Below are 17,387 nucleotides of genomic sequence, written 5' to 3'. Positions count from 1 at the left end.
ATACCCTGAATGTAAAATAGATATTTTTTATAATTAACTGATTTTCAGCTATAAAAAATGAATAGTGATGATTGTAAGGATAAGGTTTACATGACTTCTCATTTTTTTTCTGAGAAAAAGAAGGGCCGCAGAAACGTGACTTTCTACTGTTTTTACAGATAGGTTTAAGTTGGTGGCAATTTGGCGGTAGCTAAGGTTCTCGTGTCTGCTCATTTCAAAAACAAGCTTTCTTTGAGGACTTAACTGATTAAGATGGTCAAGATAGATTTTTTGAAGTTCATTATAAGAAACCGCTTCATTAGTTGTATCCTGAGTGAAAGAATCTTCTATTAACTTACAAATTGGGGTTGTGGAGAGCTCCTTTTTCCGGAAGTAGTCAATCATAGAATTTTTGAGTGCTTTAAAGAGGTAAGGGCCCAAAGAACCCTCCTCCTGGAAGCTGTCTTTTTTCTCCCAAACCTTTAACATCAGATCCATTATGAGTTCTTCCGTTATAGATTGTTGGCGAATGTATTTTAGGGCAAAAAGATTTAACTTGTTAAAATATCGTTCAAATAGCAAGTCAAATGCACGGGTATTTCCTTCCCGGCATCTTTGTAACAATTCATGATCTGGTAAACTTCTATTCGCCATTATGCAACAAAATTAGCTACTTACTTGATTTGCTTTTATTATATTTTAGTTAATTCCGGTTAACATTTATTTAACATGGCCTTTTCCTAAGGAAGTTCTTTTATTCAGGTATTTGCATTAGCTCAGAAATCCCTATCATTCTGTTGCTAAACGTTTTTTTGGTGTTTATAAATGGTTTTGTTAAGGTACATATTTGTCTGATTTTCCCGAATTTTTTTAAAGGAATTTTTAATTATGTGAAATTTCTAGATTGCCCATTTTTTAACCTGATTAATAAAAATGGTGTGGTATGATAAAAATAGGTACTTAGGGGGTGTAAATGCGTCAATATTAGGGGGTTGATTATGACAAAACATATCATTAATTTTAGAATATGAAACATATATCTATCCTGGTTCCCAAGGGGGCTATTTTGGGGAGCCTTGAAGGATCCCGTCAATTGTTTAGTCAGGTGAATGAGTTTTTTAAAGCGAAAGGCCAGCCACCTTTATTTAAAGTGCAATTAGTAGGTTTAACTAAGGAGACACCTGTTAGCGGAGGATTGTTTACTGTGAATACAGATCTTTTGATTGGGGATATAGAAAAAACAGACCTTATCATAATACCTGCTATTGATGGGGAAATAAGCGGAGCTATAGAAAAGAATAAAGATTTCATCCCTTGGATCGTAAAACAGTATAAAGAGGGAGCAGAAATTGCAAGTTTATGCCTTGGTGCATTTTTATTGGCCTCTACTGGTTTATTGAAAGGAAAGAAGTGTGCTACTCACTGGTTGGCCGAGAATGATTTTAGGAGAATGTTCCCTGATGTCAGCCTTGTTACTGAGAAAATCATTACAGACGAGCATGGAATTTATTCAAGTGGTGGGGCTTTTTCTTACCTTAATCTTATCCTGTACCTGATTGAGAAATATGCAGGTCGTGAGATTGCCGTTCTTTCTGCTAAAGTTTTTGCTATAGAGCTTGATCGTGAAAGCCAGCTGTCGTTTACGATATTTCAAGGACAAAAAGAGCACGAAGATGAATCGGTTAAGAAGATCCAGGAATTTATAGAGAATAATTTTCAGGAGAAAATAACTATTGATCAATTGGCTTCGATGCAGGCAATTGGCAGAAGAAATCTGGAGCGGAGATTTAAAAAAGCAACTTCTAATACCATTGTAGAATATATCCAAAGGGTAAAAATGGAAGCTGCTAAAATTAGTTTAGAATCTTCGCGTGAAAATATTAACGAGGTGATGTATAAAGTAGGGTATACCGACAACAAGGCTTTCCGTACAACTTTTAAAAGAATTACGGGTTTGTCGCCAATTCAGTATCGTAGTAAATACAACAGAGAAATGGCTGTGTAAACTGAAAATTAATGTTTTTACGGATATTGGCCATTTTCATTGGATTTTTTTGAGTGGATGTTTGGGAGTTTTGCCGGTGAATTCTCCCATGCGTCCTTGTAGTATAGTATATCTGTAATAGCTATATCTGATGAATTTTTGAGTTTTATAATATGGTTATTGTCTTTTGCCCGGACTACTTTTACAGATGATATTTTCGCGTCCAAAACATCATCCAGAAAAATGGCGTACCTGCTATCTCTGGTTTCGTAGTTAAAAGTACTCTTGGTTACTTCTAGACCTTTTACATGGCGAGCCCAGAGGCCATATGACGGCTGTACATTAAGGTTTGCAACATTGTATTGCCCTACGCCAAGCTCAGGTGCAAGGTTTGAGGTGTCGGATGCTAAATTACCTCCTTTAACTAATATATGAACATCATTGAATTGAATGTTGGTAATGTAGCCTGTATGCTGACCATTCGGAAGTTTAAAATTGAGCCCCCCTTTAACTGAATCTGTATCCGGAAGTTTATATCCCGCAATAATTGGAGTTGCTTTTTTTTGGGAGCCATCGTATGCTTTCCAACGGCCATTTTTTCCGCCATAAGAACTTCCACCATATACTTCTGATACGTCTATTCCATTAAGAATAATGTTCTCTACCTTTCCTATGTTTACATTTTTTACAAGTAATTCGTCGTGCTTAACACCATTTTCCGTAAATACGTATCTGCCAATTGTTGCCCCAAGAATACGTGCACGATTTGATATAGAAATAAAGAAAGGAGCCCTGGTTCTGTACATCTTTGACCTGGAATGTAGCTTGCCTGTATGCCCGCAATTTAAATGAATATCACTAATGTGCGCGCCATCATTAGTTGATATGGAAAAGCCCGCTTTGTTGGCCCCAAGAACATAAATGTTATCAACACAAATGTCTTTAATGTCATCAGCTGTTTCAGATCCTACCTGGAAAAGATTACAATTTGTGTCGCCAATGATATTACGAACTTTATAGTTTCTAGCCGGTCTGGTGAAGCCGAGTGAGCAATCTGAGCCTGGCTTTATGATGTCATCGGAACTTACTTTTGAATAGATATTGGTAGCCGTAACGTTATTGCAGCCCATAAAATCATAGATGTCTCGGGCATTAGATTGGCTGTCCTTTGCAAAATAGGTGTTATGTACATTGATATTGTCGGTGCCCGTAGCGAGTAGTACGAAATGACCGCCGCGATCAATTTTTAACATATTGTCGTGATCAAATATTTTTGATCCATTGTTTCCAATATAATATGGTTCGTCTTTCTCCGCATCATACCACAGATCTTCTTCTCGATGAATGCCTCCAATCTCAAGGTTTGTGCATAGTTTTAGGGTAAACATTTTGTCGGCTCTATTGTTTGGCGCGTTCTTCATTACGTTATCGCCATTTACAAGATGTCCATTTCCGGTAATTAAGCCATTACCAATAATTTTTACATTGTCTAGCCTTTCGCCAAAAAACATAGCATTTCTGAAATAATGATGTCCCACATCCTGTTTTGTCATGTAGTTTTCCGGATCTGCATATGGTCCAGGATCAGTAGGAGATAGGCCAGATCTATATTTTTTGTCACTAAACCAGGTAGATTCAGGAGCATCAGCTCCTTTTATGGCCTTAATGGTTGCATTTTTATCTATGTACAAATAAACGTTACTTTTTAAATGAACGGTGCGTACATTATAGGTTCCTTGAGAGAATAGAAGTGTGCCACCACCAATTTTATTTAGGTATGCTATGGCTTTATTGATCGATTCAGTGTTATCTTCTTTTCCATCAGCATTTACTCCGAAGTCTTTTATGTCCATTTTGCCCGAATAGAAGTAAGCCGAGTTGGAGGTATCTTTTTTGGCGCCTGTAGTAATTAATAATCGGAAAGTGTATAATTTATTAGGGACTAAATTTGATATAGTCGCAGTGGATTTTTTTTGATCTATACTTGCCGATGCCTTAATCCAGTTCTTTCCTTTGTCGAGGGACTGCATGACTTGAATATTCCTGGGTTTTTTATTGGATCCCCATTTAAAAGTAGCATTGGTATATGTTGAGGGTAATTCTTTATATCGAATGTCCTTTTTAAGCACTCTTTTGAAGTCAGAAATGGTTTTGGTTGCAGTTAGTATTACAATTTCGGAACCTATGCCCGGACTTTTAAGAATTTCAGGTTTAGACGTCGTATAGCTAGCTTTGAAAAGATATTTATCTGCTACAGGTAAGTTCACATTAGAAATGACAATTTTGAGGTCGGCTCCGTTTGCTGGCCTTAAATCGAGATGCTTAAAGTTAAGAATTTGTCCTTTTAGAGTTGATGTTATTGTAATGCTCCCAACCTTTGAGTAAGAGTAGTGATTGCCAGTGCGCCCTATGGACTGTTTGCTAAGGTCCTTTAATTTTACATCACCCCGCCCAATAACATTTACAGTGGTGTTTTCAAGGGTAGCATTAATGCCTTTAGGTAGGGAAATACTTACTGTAGCATCCGGACTTCTTTGCCCAGCTGTAAAATATAAAGTAAGATTTGTGCTTGTATTGGTGGTTATCTGCTGTTCATCTAGTTGCAGGTTTCCTCCAATGGCCATAGGCTGCAGTTTGATGATATACTTTTTTTCGGTTTGTTTATCACCGGACGTAACAACAAGTTTATCGCCGGTAATTAATGCTCCTTCAGTTTTTGAACTGCCATCCTTTGTCGTAATTCTATATGTTTGCAGAGATCCATCTTTAGATTTTATTTCCCGTGTCAGTTGGTTTACGGTTGTGCTGGTAGAAATTAATCCCTTATCCTCTGGTGTGTCAACTGTGAATAAATATGTGCTTCCGGTAATAACAACAACCGTATCGGCTTTAATAAGAGCTACATGAGTGGCGTCTTTAGCTATTGTAATTTCAATAGCTGTCCTTTTTAGAGCCTTTGCTTGTGAAAGTATTAATAGTAGCGGCACAAACGTGAATGCCAGTAATTTTTTCATATTTGGTTTGAATAGGAGAATTAAAATTCGATATTAATTGTTGAATTTTTTTGGCCAATTACTCAGCCAAACTGGCATGAATTATTTTGTTTTTTAGATCGGTTATATTGTCTTGGCTTAAATGGAATAATACTTGTAGTTAGTAAAATGTGAATACGAAGCGGAAATACCTACGTAGTACTGGCGTTATAATTAAAAAGTTAAGATGAATAGTTCCCCCAGAAAGAGTTTCATGAAATCGATAAAGGGTAAGGTTATAATAGCTTTACTCTTGGCGTGTTTTGCTCTTTTTATGGCGTGGGGAGTGAGTAGAGTAGCATTTAAGGAAATGCTAAATACTGTTGAGAATATCTCTGCTCCCAGTGAGCGATTAAGGATTGTGAATGTTATTTCGAGGAAGATTAGTAGTCTTGATCAATTGCAAAAGAAACAAGCCTTCAATGATCCGGGGAACTATAGAAAGCTGTTTAAAGAATCGCGACAGCTAAGATCTATTTTAGATAGTTTAGGGTTTTTATATGCTAATGATTCTATTCAATTGGATCGAATAGCTACTATAAAGAGGCTGTTGAGCGAGCGTGATAAACAGTTTATTAACTATTTAAAAGTCAGGGAGCGTTTGGTAAATAACAAGTCGTTTTCAGCGCAGGTTCAAAATATTAATGATATAGTTTCTAAAAGTGCTGAGCAGGCAGACAGTACCATTCTTGCTACTGAAGAAAAGACATCTACAACAACTATTTATCCTAATGAGGATAAGCCAAGAAGCTTTTTTGGGAAACTTTTTGGTAGAAAGAAAAGTGAGAATGATAACTCCATAAGAATTGTAAGTGAAGAAAAGGTAAAAAGAGATACGATAGCGTTATCTGCTGAAGAGAAAATGGCTAGTGATTTGAAGAAATCATTGAAGATTATTGAAGATGATCAAAAACAAAAGAATGCTAGTTTTTTAAATAGAGAAGCTGTACTTGCCAATGCCAACAGTGTACTAATTAGTCAGATGTTAGACGTTTTAAGAAAGGTTGAAAGCGAAGTGGTAAGCCAAATAGAAGTAAACGGGATTCAAGCAAAAAAGGTTGTAAACACCGGAATCAATACAATCTCATTAATTATGCTTGTTTTTCTGGTGTTGACAGGAGTGCTGCTATATCTTATTTTAACGGATATTACCCGAAGTGGGCGATATAGGAATGAGCTTGAATTGGCAAAGGATGAAGCAGAGTATCATGGAAGGGCCAAACAACGTTTTCTTTCGAATATGAGTCATGAGATTAGAACGCCGCTTCAATCAATAATTGGTTACGCCGAGCTGATTAAGCAGCAAGAATATCCACAGTCTAAAGATATTGATGCTATTTATCACTCGTCAGAACATTTGTTGCAAATTGTTAACGAAGTGCTGGATTATAACAGAATTATATCAGGTAAGTTCACTTTCTCTAACAAAGTGTTTGACGTGGGGCAACTTTTAGCTGAAGTTATTTCTGTAATGAGACCACAGGCTGAGGCTAAGTCGTTGAAAATGGTTGCTGACTTTGATTTGAAGGGACTTAAATATATTTATGGAGATCCTTTTAGATTAAAACAAATCCTTTATAACCTATTGGGAAATGCAGTTAAATTTACTCAAACGGGAGAGATTGTGCTTTCAGCATTTTACAAAAGACAAAATGAAAATGTCCATTTTACATTCATTGTAAAAGATACGGGTATTGGACTTTCCGAAGAAGATGGCAAGGTGATTTTTAACGAATTTGAGCAGATTAACACCATTGAAAGTGAAGTGGTAAATAGTACCGGGACAGGGCTGGGATTAACGATTATAAAATCGCTTGTTGAGAATCAGGGAGGGAGAATTTATGTTAAAAGTAAGGTAAATGAAGGAAGTGCTTTTACTGTGTACCTGACTTTTACTTATGCCAATGAACCAGAGGTTGACAATACTCAGCTCTCGGTGTACGAACCATTGTCGCATCATAAAGTATGGATTGTTGACGATGATCAGTTAATCCTGGATTTATGTGAGATTATCTTTAAAAAGAATGGTATAAGTTATAGGAGTTTTAACTCTCCAACCCAGTTATTAAATGCAGAATGGGACAAGACCGTTAGTTATGTTTTAATGGATATGCGAATGCCCGAAATGGATGGTATAAAGCTGTGTAAACTTTTGAGAGAGAAGGTGGGGAATGATGTAAATATATATGCCATTACTGCTCAGGTTTTGCCTGATGAACGTGCCTTTTTATTAGAGAATGGTTTTGATGGTATTGTAATGAAGCCGTTTAGAGAGGCAGAACTTTTAGCGGCACTTCTTGAGCATCCTGGCCATAGCGAGCCTTTATTGCATGAGCTAGAACTTGACTTGTCGTCATTAAAAAAAATGACTTATGGCGATACGGAGCAGTTGAATAAAATTCTTTTGAGATTTAAAGAAGATTGCCAGACTGATGGTGATGAAATTAGACTGGCAACAGCAGAAAATGATTTGGTCGTATTGCGTTTGCTGACACATAGATTGGCTGGGAGAATAGCTCAGATTGGCTCTAAGGATTTGGCAAAGGAATATAGGGAGTGCGAATTGAAATTGAATAATAGCGTACAGCTGGATGAGCCTTTAAAAGGTGAAATAATGTTATTGCTTGAAAAACTGAGTGGACTTTTAGACAAAATTGATGAAGAATTGAAAAAGCCCGATTATTCAATTTCGTAACGTTCCATTTTGCTGTACAGCGTTTTTCTATCGATATTAAGCAATTTGGCTGCCTTTGATTTATTGTACTTCACCTTTACCAGTGTTTCCATTATAAGTGCCTTTTCATTGACTTCATTAATTGCCTTAAGGTCTGACCCGCTAGGTTTAGGGGTTTGATTAATAGCAACAATCATTTCTTCCGGTAAGGAATCTACTTCGGCAGTCTCGTTTGGAGTTAACAATACCATTCGCTTAATTACGTTTTTAAGCTCTCTTAAGTTTCCCGGCCAGTCGTACTGAAGCAATAATTCCTTTGCAGGGGAAGATATATTTGAGACATTCCGCTGTAGTTCAGCATTTGATAACTTAATGAAATGATTGATAAAAAGCTCCAGGTCTTTTCCGCGATCTCTTAATGCCGGGAGATGAATTTTAAATTCATTAAGACGATGGTATAAATCTTCTCTGAATGATCCATTGCTTACACTTGCTTTCAGATCGTCGTTTGTAGCTGTAATAATGCGGACATCAACTTTGATGGTTTTAGTGCTTCCAACAGGCTGTATTGTTCTCTCCTGAAGCGCCCGGAGTAGTTTTACCTGAACCTCATAACTTAGATTTCCAACCTCATCTAGAAAGAGAGTTCCTCCACTGGCTATTTCAAATTGACCCTTTTTATCATTCAATGCTCCGGTAAATGCTCCTTTTGCATGACCAAAGAGCTCACTGGCTGCAAGATCTTTGGAAAGCGCGCCACAATCTATTGCTATGAAAGGCTTGTTTTTGCGCTTGCTTTGCATGTGCAAGGCCCTTGCAGCATATTCTTTACCGGTTCCACTTTCTCCTTGAATAATGACAGACATATCTGTGGGTGCAACCAGGTTTATATGTTCATATAACTTGTCAGCAATCGCACTTTTACCTTTTATTGCATCTGTGTGCTCTACCGAATCGGTTGTGCTTTCTGACTCTTTTTTACCCAAAGCATTATTGATAATCATTAACAATTCCTCTGGATTGACTGGTTTAGTAATGTAATCGAAGGCGCTAAGCTGAATAGATTTCACAGCAGTTCTTACATCATTAAAACTCGTCATGATGATAATTGGCTGTAGCGAACCCTTTTCCCGAAGATGGGCCAATACATCCAGACCTGTTCCATCAGGTAAACGATAGTCGACTAAAAGTAAATCGAAGGTTTGTTTTTCCAGTATTTGGAAGCTTTTTTTTACTTCGTTTATAGCTAATGGCTCGTGCCCATGCTTTGTTAAAAAGCCCTCTAGTATCTGAGAGAAAGTTAAATCGTCTTCAATAATGAGTATTTTCGCCATAGGGATTAAGCAGGTAAATATTAGCAAAAATACAAAAGCCAGACGAAATTTGGCTTTTATTCGACACAAATTGCTAACAGTTGACTTTTTGCGACCTAACTCTCGTTTTAATCTATAAGTTGATATTTTAAGAAGAAAGGTGGTTTGTTTTTGTGGTTATTTAAACTTTCAGTAATTTTTGAACTTTTGATATTTAAATCTATTTTTGAGTATGGAATTATCAGAAGGAAGATTGAAATTTATTGAAGCCTGGGGTAAATTGGGCTCTGAATGGGGGATTAATAGGACTATGGCTCAGATTCATGCTTTACTTCTTATTTCACCTGAAGCATTAACCACTGAAGAGATTATGGAAGAACTTACTATCTCCAGAGGAAATACCAATATGAATTTAAGAGATTTAATTGGATGGGGGCTTGTAGAGAAACAGCATAAATCTGGTGAACGTAAAGAATATTTTTATGCAGACAAGGATACATGGAACATTGCCAGGCAAGTGGCTAAAGAAAGAAAAAAGCGTGAGTTGGATCCTATAATTAAACTTTTAAACGAGTTATCTGAAGTGAAGGGCGATGATAAGGATCGAAATTATAAGACATTTAGAAGTTCAGTAAAGGATATAAATAAACTCGCAAAAAATGTAAATAAGACTCTGGAAACAATGTTAAAGGCGGAGGAGAGTTGGTTCTGGGGGTCTATTTTTAAAATATTCAAATAGATTTTCTAAATTTTCAATCTATATTGAAAATTTAGAAATGTGTTTTGTTTTAATAGGCGTCATTAAAACAGCGTGCAGATTTTAGATTTAATGAATTTATTGCTTTCCATAGACCTTTGTTGGCTTTGCCGTTAGTTTACCTGAATGACAAATGATTATTCCTTAGGGAATCAGCAGGCAGGACTTAAAATAATGTTCGGCAAAAACCATAGATTATACTATAAAAACACAATTTGTTAACTATTTAGTTAAATTATCTTTGATGAAGCTTTACTATACTTATATCTTTTCTTAGCTTTGTTATATGCTGTCTAAGAAAACGAAATATGCGATAAAAGCACTGGTTGCTCTTGGTAAGAACACCGGTAACCCTCCAATGCAAATAGTCAGATTAGCTGAACAGGAAATGATTCCGAGAAAATTTTTGGAACAGATCCTGTTAGATATGCGTAATGCAGGATACCTTTATAGTAAAAAAGGTGCCGGAGGTGGCTACAGTTTAAATAAAGACCCCCAAGATATATTTCTTGCTGATATCCTGCGCATTACTGATGGACCAATAGCAATGGTGCCATGTGCAAGTTTGAAGTTTTATCGCAAATGTGATGAGTGCCATGATGAAGTAACTTGTGGTATTAGAAAAACATTTATAGATGTAAGAAATGCCACATTGAACGTATTGGCACAGACTTCCATAGCTGATGTGATCGCTCGAGAGACTGACGAAAACATTGTTTCTTAAATCATGTCGATTAAATAATTTTATGAAATGACGATTCAATTATAGTATTCTCTTAAGATTGGAATACATTTTGCTTTTGTTATTTTAGAAAACCAGATATGAAATATCTGGTTTTCTCGTTATATCGGGTGATAATCACACATTTGTTATTAATACCCTGAACTTTTATTTAATTAACTTTGTTTTAAAACTTATATATATGATTAAAAAGAACATGAGTAATTTTTCTAGTCGGATGCTTGGAATGTCTTTATTGATGATTATTCCTTTTATGTCGTTCGCTCAAAAGCCCAATTGGCAAAACCTGGATCTTAAAGCAGATTCTACATTTGGAATTAGTACGCAAAGGGCATATACGGAATTATTGAAAGGTAAGAAATCTACAAAAGTAATTGTTGCTGTTTTAGATGGTGGGGTTGATATTAATCACGAGGATCTGAAATCAGTAATCTGGATAAATAAAAAGGAAAAGGCCGGTAATGGCAAGGATGACGATAAGAACGGTTACGTTGATGATATAAATGGCTGGAACTTTTTAGGCTCTAACAAGGGATCAATCAACTATGAAACATTAGAGTTGACCAGATTGGTGCGAAGAGATAGTGCTAAATTTGGTAAAGCAGATGCAACTTCAGTTCCCGCAAGTGATCTAACTGCTTTTGAAGCATATCAGAAGAATAAAGCAGAACTTGACAAAGAGTTAGCTGAAGCAAAGGAAGGATTAGAGAATTATTCGGCTATTAAATCTGCCATTGATGATTTAGTAAAGAAGTTAGGGAAAGATAAGCCTACTATTGAAGATATTCAAGCCTTTAAACCCTCTTCTGATATCGAAACAAACATTCAGAGAATATTATTGCAACAACTAAAAGATACGACCTTCGAGGAATTTTATAATGCTCAGATATTGGCAGGTTATGAACATTTTAAATCGCAGGTTGATTATAATTTAAATCTTGATTATGATCCAAGATCTATAGTTGGTGATGATCCTAATAATAGCAAGGAGAAGTTCTATGGGAATAATGACGTAGCTGGACCAGACGCCAGACATGGATCTCACGTTGCGGGTATTATTGGTGCGGTTAGAAATAATGATTTAGGTATTGACGGTATAGCCGATAATGTAGCAATTATGGCTGTTCGTAGTACTCCAAATGGAGACGAGCGCGATAAAGATGTTGCAAATTCAATCCGTTATGCGGCGGACAATGGAGCGAAAGTTATAAATATGAGCTTTGGTAAATCTTATTCATGGGATAAGGCAATTGTTGATGAAGCCGTTAAGTATGCCGTTTCTAAGGACGTTCTAATTGTACATGCAGCGGGCAATGATAATGAAAATCTGGAAGTAGCTAAAAATTATCCAAATCCAAATTACGAAAATGGAGGAACAGCCACCTCATGGATTACAGTAGGAGCATCTGGACCAGCAAATGATGAAACCATAAAAGCTAGTTTTTCGAATTACGGAAAAAATACGGTTGATGTTTTTGCTCCAGGAGTAAATATAAACTCTACTGTACCTGGTTCTAAATATGAAAAACTAAATGGGACAAGTATGGCTTCTCCAGTAGTGGCTGGTTTAGCTGGGTTAATTCGTTCGTACTATCCTAAATTAACCGCAATTGAGGTCAAAGATATCATCATGAAATCAGTTGTTAAGGTAGAACAAAACGTTACGATTAAGGATAATGATGATACGACCAAAACCGTACCGTTCTCAGACCTTTGTGTTACAGGGGGGATAGTGAATGCATATAATGCATTAAAACTTGCCTCTGAATATAAAAAATAATATAAGAAGATGCTACCAGTCTTTAATTACTGATTGGTAGCATTTCTAAAATCTTTTTGTTTCATTTGGCAAAACGAATAAATGGTGAGATATACTATTATCTTCCATAAAGCAGAGACGTTCGTATTTATATTCGTTAACTTTTACAGGATCTTTAAGCGCAGTAAAAATCTCAATAATAAGATTGTATACACTTAAGGAATTCATGTTCAGCTGATTTCTCTTAAAAAGCTCCAAACATTCATTACAGTAATTGAAAGCCATTGTGTACTCTCTTCTGTTTTTAGCTTGATAAGCTTGCGTTAATTTGATGATTGATTCGGTATATTTTGTGATCCTAAATCTGGATTTATTATCTGCTAATGAAACTAGAATCGATTCTAATCTATCCGTTTTTTTATCAGGATTTATTCTTGAGCTCACAAGGGCAAAAATTGCCATTAAAAAAATTGCCATAGGTGCTCTTTTCGAAAGGGCTTTAGCATGCTGAGTGGAAATTGCATTAATAAGGTGCTGTGTGCTCGCGTTTTCTTCAAAAAGCTGATCTAAAATAATAATGAGTAAATAAGAAATGGCTTGTTGAGGACTTACATCATTAGGGTCTTGCATTAAAATCAGTGCTTCAATATCATTGAAAGTTAGTTCCTCCTGAGAAGAAGATACACCCATGATTTTTGCATGAATCATAGAAATAATATTATGAGGAGCTATTAGCCATTTGGCACTCTTAAATTGAGCTAATATTTCGATTCTTTCCTTAATAAGTTTCGTATCTAAGCTTAAAATATCGAAGAAGGCCAATAAAGAATGATATACTAATAGATTTTCATTTGTATCAACTACTTTGATAAGGACTGTTATTGCTTCTTTATAGCAAGAGTCTATAAAATCAAAGTTGATGAGCTCTTTGATTATGATATCATGAAGCTGATGCTCTCTTAATAATTTGATAGTTTCAGGACTGTATTTATTCCGGTATTCTAAATTCTCGGCAATAAAAAGGATTAGATAATTCTTTTCGTAGTTATTGAGCTCAAGATTAAAAATGTTAGTTAAAGACTTAAAATCGCCAATTCTTATAATAAATCTGATCGTCCACTGCAGGAGCTGGAACCTGGCATTGGTATGCTTATATTCCTCTTTAATGTAATCAAAGAAAGAACTGTCTACCTTTAGATGAAATTTTTCTAAAAGTTCAATGAATAGAAAATACTCAAAAATATGAGGATGAATAAAACGAACGTATTCCCGTGGGTGGAATTCTTGCTGGCTTTTTTCTTCCATGAGTATTCCCTCCGATAAGAGTTCCATGTATGCATTTTTGAATGCCGACAATTCACTTATAAGGTCATCTTTTGGTACAGAATTGCCTTTTTTCCCATAATCTGTTAACTGAATTATTTTCTTTAGGAAAAGGATTTTTTCAGTATAATAATTCGATCTGTATATCTTGTCTTGAATAAAACGAGATATTAACTCATAGAAAGTGATATTTGTAGAATAGTTAAAGTAAGGATCTTCCTCTTTTAACTGGTAATAGAGCTGAATATGAAATGGAAATTTTAATTGAGCCTTAAGTTTTGAATTGATTCCTTTCGGATCGATTTTGTTAATTTTTGTTAGAATTAAATCAACTTCTTTTTCTGTAAGCGGAGGTACATTTGAAACGTCGTTAACATTAAAGTAATTTCCAGGAAACCACTTCGTTTTTAAGTATGCGGAATGCCTTATGCGATCATAAAATTTGATCCAAGTGGTGGATCTCATACTCATCACCAATTTAATACATTCATTATCTTCAATATTGCATATAAAATTAATGATGCTTTCGAACAGCTGTTTTTTAAGATCGGCCTTGACCACTAATTCCGAAAAGCCATCAAGAAAGATTACGAATTTCCCCCCTGAGGCATTATAATTTTGCTTAATGTAGCTAACTAGACTATCCTTAGGATGAATTCCCAATTGCAACTTTAATTGATCTTCAAAATTTGGAGATATATGGTCTTTGTTAAAAAAACTATAGGCTGTAATGAAAAGCAGGGTAGAGTCTTTGTACTCCGGAAGATCACTGGTAAGAAATTTTTCGGCCAGGTGGCTGAGTAAAATAGTTCTGCCATAGCCAGGTTGGGAAATAAAACAAGTGAAGCTGTAGTTATTCTTAAAGAAATCTTCAAAATCGTGTTCGGCAAATTTTCTTCCTATTGTCAATTCATATGGCATTCCAGAACGATTCCTTACACTTTTGAGTGTGAAGTCGGTTACTTTGGTCGCCTTATCGTGAATTTCTTTCCATGTACGAAGGGAAGTTTGCTTGCTGAGGTTTAATGAGCTATTTCCGATTTCAGCATATTCTTCATTAACATACTCTGATAGTGTAGTTAAGGTAAATTTGGAGAAGTTGTGTTTAACCATAGCAAAGCCGAACAGCCTCTTAATGGTTGTTTCACTAACATTCTTGTTCAATGTCTTGCTGATCTCAATTGAAATTCTTTTACAATCTGCAGGTGTGATGGTTCGAATTCCTGTTTTGGATAGAATTAAGCTTTTGAGTTCGTTTAAGATAAATGTTTCATCCATACATTATAATTGAGCGTCAAATTCTTGAACGAAACGAATATAATGGTTTATGTAGGAACAATGAATATTTCTTCCGTGGATAAAAAATGAACGTCAATGAATTTATTTTGTAATCATCTGTTTTACAGAGCGTTAATTGTTTGACCTTGGGTTTGCTTGTTTTTTTTATTCAAAAATGAACAAAATGAATGACAAATAAGGGTTTTGGGGCCTTAAATGAACAATTCGAACGTGGTTTACGATCTAATCTATGAGTAAAATTGTACCAAGTAAATTAGATAATCTCAATCCCTCTCCTATGAAATGGACATCTACCCTACCAGGAAATCTTAAAAAGTCTATTCTTGTTCTTATAAGTATTATAGCAATAACGTTATTAAATACAAAATCGTATGCGCAAGCAAAACAACGTGTATATGCTAGTGCCGACAGAACAGGTACTCTCGGCCTTTGCCTCATCTGTGGTGTTGACAATAGAGGAAATGCAATAGATGCAACTGGTGACTTTTTAAATACTGCATCAACTATTTCAGTTGGTGTTGGTGTCGCAGGACAGCAGTATCAGGAACTTATTTTCCCTAACGGTAACTTACCTACCGCAACCACCGGTTCTGTAGTTAAAGTTTCAACTGGAGGTCTATTAAGTGTAAGTGCATTAGGGGCGATAACAGTTCAGGCTTTTGATGGCACTACTGCGGTTGGAAATCCGGTAGATGCGGGATCGTCATTATTGAACCTTCTTGCAAGCGGTAATCAGGCAGAGATTTTTGTCCCTGCCCCAGGTGTGGCTTATGATAGAGTTCGTGTTAAGGTAAATGGTGGATTGCTTGCAGTTGCTGCTAATATTAATGTATACCATGCATACTTTTTAAAGGATGCGATAAACGGAGCATGTGATGCTCCAGTTGAAGAACTTCATGGCATCGTTGGAAATATTGCTGCGCTTGGAGCAGTAGTGGATCCTAAAAATGCAATAGATGGAAGTGAAGCAACAAAGTCTGTTTTAAATGCATCAGTAGGGGTTGCGGGTTATGCTCAGCAAACCATTGTGTTTTTAGGAAATTCCGTAATCGGAGATTCTGTTCGCATGGTAGTATCGACACCTGCTGCATTAATTGAAGCACAGCTTTTAAATTCTATTTCAATTCAAACATTTAACGGAAATGTTCCAGGTGCGGTAGTCGCGGGATCCGGTGGGCTCTTGAATTTGAGATTACTAAGCGGTGGAGGGAATACCGCAGTGATTACATTCGCACCTACAACACAATTTGACAGAGTACAATTAAGGTTAGGAGGAGTGTTAAGTGTTTTAGCTTCTATAAATCTACATGAGGTTAGCAGAGTAATGCCTACAACTACGGAAATAAATGGAGTTGTTAGTAAATCTGCAGTTGTCTGTATTAATGATCCTGTCGTTTTAAAAATAAATGGCCCACAGGCGGGCGCAACTTATACATGGTATACCCAGGCTTCCGGGGGTACTGGTACTGCTGGGACAACTTTTACACCGACAAATCTAAATACGGGTATAAATAAATTCTATGTAGAGGCTAAGCGAACCGATTGTACGAATACATCACCTCGCACTGAAGTAAGCATAACTGTTAATGATCCGATTCCGCCGGTTGTAACAGCGCCATTGCCTATATGTAATGGTAGTACGGTTACCCTGCAGGTGGATTCGCCTGTCCCCGGACAGACATACAAATGGTATGATGTTTCTACAGGGGGCACAGCTCTGGCCACTAGTACAACTTTTAACTCACCAGCATTAACTGCTAATAAAATATATTATGTTGAATCGGTAATTGGAGCTTGTGTAAGTCCAAGGGTTGCTGTAAATGTATCGGTAAGTCCTGTTGTTGCGCTTGCCGTAATAACGACTAATAATGAAGTTATCAGTGCAGGGCAAACAGCCACACTTCAAGCAACGGCCGACCCGGGCAATACCATTAAATGGTATGCAGCAGCAAGTGGCGGAGCATCATTAGCTACCGGACCAAGCTTTACCACTCCGGCTTTAGCAGCAACTACTACTTATTATGTAGAGGCTGAAAGTGCATCAGGTTGTGTGAGTTCTTCAAGAGTAGCGGTGAAAGTAACCGTGACGCCGATATCAACAGGTTTACCTTGTAATGCAGCAACAGCACAGCAAAGTGGTATAGATGGTATCTGTTTATTATGCGGAGTTGACAATCCTGAAGCATCTACTGACGCGAATACTACCAATTTCACCAGCCTCCATTTGGCGGTAGGTGTAGGGGCAACCGGTTATCAGCGTCTGATTTTTGCAAATCCTGGTATTGCAACTGATAGTATCCGTATAGATATAGAAAATCCAAATGGCTTATTAGATTTATCTCTGCTTGGTGGAATAACCGCAAAGGTTATGAATGGAACTACAGATGTAATTTCATATCCACTAAATTCGTCATTATTAACCCTTCGATTGCTAAGTGGAAATAGAGCAAAAGTTACTATTCCTGCAAGTGCTGTTTATGACAGAGTAGAAATTCGTTTCGGTGCATTGGTTTCTGCTTTAAGCA

The 17,387-nt window shown here is 36.5% G+C and carries 10 protein-coding genes; 6 read left to right on the top strand and 4 right to left on the bottom strand.

Annotated elements, in window-relative coordinates; genetic code table 11:
* Positions 1 to 48: 48 nt before the first annotated feature.
* Positions 49 to 633, bottom strand: a complete 585-nt coding sequence (locus tag HQN86_RS15740; protein WP_172661897.1) for an RNA polymerase sigma-70 factor — start codon at positions 631 to 633, stop codon at positions 49 to 51.
* A 373-nt stretch (positions 634 to 1,006) separates the two neighbouring features.
* On the opposite strand from HQN86_RS15740, the gene HQN86_RS15735 reads away from it, so the two are divergent.
* Positions 1,007 to 1,984, top strand: coding sequence for a GlxA family transcriptional regulator (locus HQN86_RS15735; RefSeq protein ID WP_172661896.1), 978 nt, complete (start codon positions 1,007 to 1,009; stop codon positions 1,982 to 1,984).
* 17 nt (positions 1,985 to 2,001) lie between these two features.
* On the opposite strand, the gene HQN86_RS15730 is transcribed toward HQN86_RS15735, so the two are convergent.
* A complete protein-coding gene (locus tag HQN86_RS15730; RefSeq protein WP_216854432.1) occupies positions 2,002 to 4,977 on the bottom strand; it encodes a glycosyl hydrolase family 28-related protein in 2,976 nt (991 codons plus the stop codon).
* Between the two features lie 232 nt (positions 4,978 to 5,209).
* Between HQN86_RS15730 and HQN86_RS15725 the strand changes: the two genes are divergently transcribed.
* Positions 5,210 to 7,690 carry an ATP-binding protein gene (locus HQN86_RS15725; RefSeq protein WP_246269656.1) on the top strand — a complete coding sequence of 827 codons (2,481 nt, stop codon included), beginning with the start codon at positions 5,210 to 5,212 and terminating at the stop codon, positions 7,688 to 7,690.
* Here HQN86_RS15725 and HQN86_RS15720 read toward each other — a convergent pair.
* Complete coding sequence (locus HQN86_RS15720) at positions 7,675 to 9,003, bottom strand: sigma-54-dependent transcriptional regulator (RefSeq protein ID WP_172661894.1); 1,329 nt, start codon at positions 9,001 to 9,003, stop codon at positions 7,675 to 7,677. The genes HQN86_RS15725 and HQN86_RS15720 overlap by 16 nt on opposite strands.
* A gap of 211 nt (positions 9,004 to 9,214) precedes the next feature.
* Between HQN86_RS15720 and HQN86_RS15715 the strand changes: the two genes are divergently transcribed.
* From HQN86_RS15715 to HQN86_RS15705, 3 genes are all read left to right on the top strand, one after another.
* A complete protein-coding gene (locus HQN86_RS15715) occupies positions 9,215 to 9,721 on the top strand; it encodes a GbsR/MarR family transcriptional regulator (RefSeq protein ID WP_172661893.1) in 507 nt (168 codons plus the stop codon).
* A gap of 304 nt (positions 9,722 to 10,025) precedes the next feature.
* Positions 10,026 to 10,463 carry an RrF2 family transcriptional regulator gene (locus tag HQN86_RS15710; protein ID WP_048903680.1) on the top strand — a complete coding sequence of 146 codons (438 nt, stop codon included), beginning with the start codon at positions 10,026 to 10,028 and terminating at the stop codon, positions 10,461 to 10,463.
* Between the two features lie 199 nt (positions 10,464 to 10,662).
* The gene (locus HQN86_RS15705) at positions 10,663 to 12,261 is read left to right on the top strand and encodes a S8 family peptidase (protein ID WP_172661892.1); all 1,599 of its coding nucleotides are present in this window, start codon (positions 10,663 to 10,665) and stop codon (positions 12,259 to 12,261) included.
* Positions 12,262 to 12,306: 45 nt separating this feature from the next.
* Here HQN86_RS15705 and HQN86_RS15700 read toward each other — a convergent pair whose 3' ends face one another.
* Positions 12,307 to 14,841, bottom strand: coding sequence for an NACHT domain-containing protein (locus HQN86_RS15700; RefSeq protein ID WP_172661891.1), 2,535 nt, complete (start codon positions 14,839 to 14,841; stop codon positions 12,307 to 12,309).
* A gap of 250 nt (positions 14,842 to 15,091) precedes the next feature.
* On the opposite strand from HQN86_RS15700, the gene HQN86_RS15695 reads away from it, so the two are divergent.
* Positions 15,092 to 17,387: immunoglobulin domain-containing protein (locus tag HQN86_RS15695; protein ID WP_449580845.1), on the top strand; the 2,296-nt coding region annotated here is incomplete at its 3' end.

It is taken from the genome of Pedobacter panaciterrae, assembly GCF_013204795.1.
GTDB classification, from domain to species: Bacteria; Bacteroidota; Bacteroidia; order Sphingobacteriales; family Sphingobacteriaceae; genus Pedobacter; species Pedobacter panaciterrae.
The sequence above is the reverse complement of the archived record's forward strand: the minus strand, read 5'-3'. Positions and strand labels throughout refer to the sequence as shown.

Coding starts and splice junctions, on each gene's coding strand:
- HQN86_RS15720 (WP_172661894.1), bottom strand. CDS start 9,003: ATGGCGAAAATACTCATTATTGAAGACGATTTAACTTTCTCTCAGATA.
- HQN86_RS15735 (WP_172661896.1), top strand. CDS start 1,007: ATGAAACATATATCTATCCTGGTTCCCAAGGGGGCTATTTTGGGGAGC.
- HQN86_RS15700 (WP_172661891.1), bottom strand. CDS start 14,841: ATGGATGAAACATTTATCTTAAACGAACTCAAAAGCTTAATTCTATCC.
- HQN86_RS15725 (WP_246269656.1), top strand. CDS start 5,210: ATGAAATCGATAAAGGGTAAGGTTATAATAGCTTTACTCTTGGCGTGT.
- HQN86_RS15710 (WP_048903680.1), top strand. CDS start 10,026: ATGCTGTCTAAGAAAACGAAATATGCGATAAAAGCACTGGTTGCTCTT.
- HQN86_RS15740 (WP_172661897.1), bottom strand. CDS start 633: ATGGCGAATAGAAGTTTACCAGATCATGAATTGTTACAAAGATGCCGG.
- HQN86_RS15705 (WP_172661892.1), top strand. CDS start 10,663: ATGATTAAAAAGAACATGAGTAATTTTTCTAGTCGGATGCTTGGAATG.
- HQN86_RS15730 (WP_216854432.1), bottom strand. CDS start 4,977: ATGAAAAAATTACTGGCATTCACGTTTGTGCCGCTACTATTAATACTT.
- HQN86_RS15715 (WP_172661893.1), top strand. CDS start 9,215: ATGGAATTATCAGAAGGAAGATTGAAATTTATTGAAGCCTGGGGTAAA.